This is a genomic window from Acinetobacter sp. YH16038 (assembly GCF_013417275.1).
Classification (GTDB): domain Bacteria; phylum Pseudomonadota; class Gammaproteobacteria; order Pseudomonadales; family Moraxellaceae; genus Acinetobacter.
The window spans coordinates 1-2,482 of record NZ_VPEG01000106.1; the positions used below are offsets into that span (position 1 = coordinate 1).

Below are 2,482 nucleotides of genomic sequence, written 5' to 3' on the forward strand. Positions count from 1 at the left end.
CAAATGAAGTCGATGCAAAACGAGTTAATGAACTCTATAACAAACTTCAACGAGCAACTGAATCAAGAGCTAGATTCTTTGCAGACAGATACGCTGAAACGCTTACAGATCATAGACAACGAGATACTACAGCACAGTCAAGTTTTGATCAGCAAAACCCAAGACCAAACGGAGTCAGTTTACAAGCTCACACAGAAATCAGCAGAGTTATTGAATCAAGTCCAAACTTTAGTGAAGCAAGCCGAAAACTTGAATATTCAGAGCTTAGAGCAACAGCAGACACAGCAACAACAGCAGAAAATCAGTCTAATTTTGTCAGTATCATGCACAGCGTTACTGCTAATCCTGATCATAATTTCATTGGTGAAGTAAATGAGCGAATTAACTCAGCTAATCAGTCAGCAAGTCAGTCTTTTGAAGGAGCAAAACAAGCTGCAACAGAACTGCATCGACGGACAGAAGATATATATCGAGCAATTGGAGAAGCGCAGCGCAGCACTACTTCAACAGATGAAAGAAGAGCCACCAGTGGACTTTTTGAACGAATCTATCAAAGGATTCTCAAAACAAACGCAGGCTTATTTGGAAAAAACCTTAACCAGTGCCTTGAGGGAATCAAATATAGATCAGTTAGTCCAAGACAAGATCAATCAGCAAATTCAGCCGATGCTCAAAGATATTCAGGATACTCAATCGAAATTAACACAGACCCTTTCACAGATTTCTACCGCCAGCTCACTTCTAAATACCACAGAAGTCAGCGAACGCTTAACGACTTTGGAAGACTCACTGAGAGATTTGACCACACAATTAAAGAAAGCAATCGAGTATTAACAGCTATCAATTCCAAAGGCTTTGCTATTAAACCGAAAAGCCCAATTGATGCTGCACGTATATTCTCATACAGCTATGTTAGTGCAGCCAAAGACGTGAAATATTGGGCTGAAATACAAGAATTGAAGTATCACAAAAAAAATCCGATGGGGACTGAGCTGTATGAAGCTATATGCGAGAAGTACAACGCTTTACAGCACTTCTCACGCCAAGAAAAAGACATGACAGACCAGATGCGTGATCACATTCAACAGATGATTGCCAATGATAAGAGAATGGTGAAATTTGCTGAAAAGCGGTTAGGTACTTACTTCTCTCAACGTGAGCATGACCGCCTAGATTCTCTATTCGATACAGCCAAAGACCGATTTAAAAAACCAGTTGAAGTTAGCCAGGTGCGAGATATTGAGCCAACACCAACACCAACACCATCGCCAAGTAAAGATGATGGCTACAGGTATGACCCATTCTAAGAATGGTTTTTTTTATACTTTTTTTGCCAAAACTGCACCGATTCAAACTTTAAATTTTGGAATGAATTACACTATCTAAAGTGAAGTGAATAAACTAAACTAAATGAACTAAACTAAACTAAATAAACTAAGTTTAGTAAAGTAAATAAAATCAATAACTCACTTTGGAGTAACTAAGTGAATAACAAAATTTCAAGTGCTGTGACCAAGCAAGACGTATATGACGCTATTGAGCAGCTTCTAAAAGAAAATGGGAGATATACAAACCAACTAATCATGGACTTGATCGGTGGCTCAAGTGTGACGATTCAGAAGTATCGAAAAGAATACGAGCGTGAACATCGTGAAGATGCTGAAAAGAAAGCCGTAGCACTAAAAGACAGTGAGCAGAAGAAGCTGTCAGAAGTTGTTGCAGATATTGTAGCAGGTCGCATCACCGAGATCGGTGACAGTTATGCAAGTGAAATCACACGCTTGTCAGAAGAACTTGAAATAGCACTAGCTGATAAAGAATCACTATCAGAAGAAAATAGCAGTCAGCTCACAGAAATTGAGCAATTAACTTCTGAAAATCAGGATTTAAAAGCGAAGTTGAAATTTCTTGAAGAAGAACATGCACGAAGTAAAGCTGAAATTATTGAACAGTATGAACAGCATAAGAAAGTCATATCTGAGCAATATGCAGAAGCAAAACAGCAATATTCTGAAGGTCTTGCTGAGTTCAAGCAAAGTAATACAGCTCTGAAAGCAGAACGTGACCAGTTGCAGCTAAAAGTTGCCGAAGCTCAGTCTAATGAACGTGTTGCATCTGTCAGACTTGAAGAAGCGCAGAAGAATATTAGCCGTTTTCAGACTGAGATCAGTGAGCTGAAATCTGAAATTCGTGATCTACGTGCCCCACATCAGCCACAGCAATTAAAAAAGAAGGGCAAGGTCGAAGAACAGCCAATAGATGACAAAACTGGTGATTTGTTAGCAGAAGCTGAAAAGCCATAATGCCCCTTTCTTTTCTTGCGGAGCACAGCCAAAGGCTGTGCTGTCCTCAGAAAAAAAAGTGGCTCAAATGAAACATGGCACAAGTCAATATGCTTGAAAAATTACAGGTTTTGATGTGGTAACGAACTTTTTTTGCTGAAATTGCATCAATGAGAACGTGAATTTTAAAAAAAATGTAT

At 39.0% G+C, this 2,482-nt stretch carries 2 protein-coding genes; both read left to right on the plus strand.

Annotated elements, in window-relative coordinates; all coding sequences use genetic code 11:
- The coding region (locus tag FTV34_RS16970; RefSeq protein WP_180070852.1) for a hypothetical protein at window positions 1-1,307 on the plus strand (1,307 nt) is incomplete at its 5' end.
- A 177-nt stretch (window positions 1,308-1,484) separates the two neighbouring features.
- Window positions 1,485-2,303 carry a hypothetical protein gene (locus FTV34_RS16975; RefSeq protein ID WP_257223466.1) on the plus strand — a complete coding sequence of 273 codons (819 nt, stop codon included), beginning with the start codon at window positions 1,485-1,487 and terminating at the stop codon, window positions 2,301-2,303.
- Window positions 2,304-2,482: the final 179 nt, after the last annotated feature.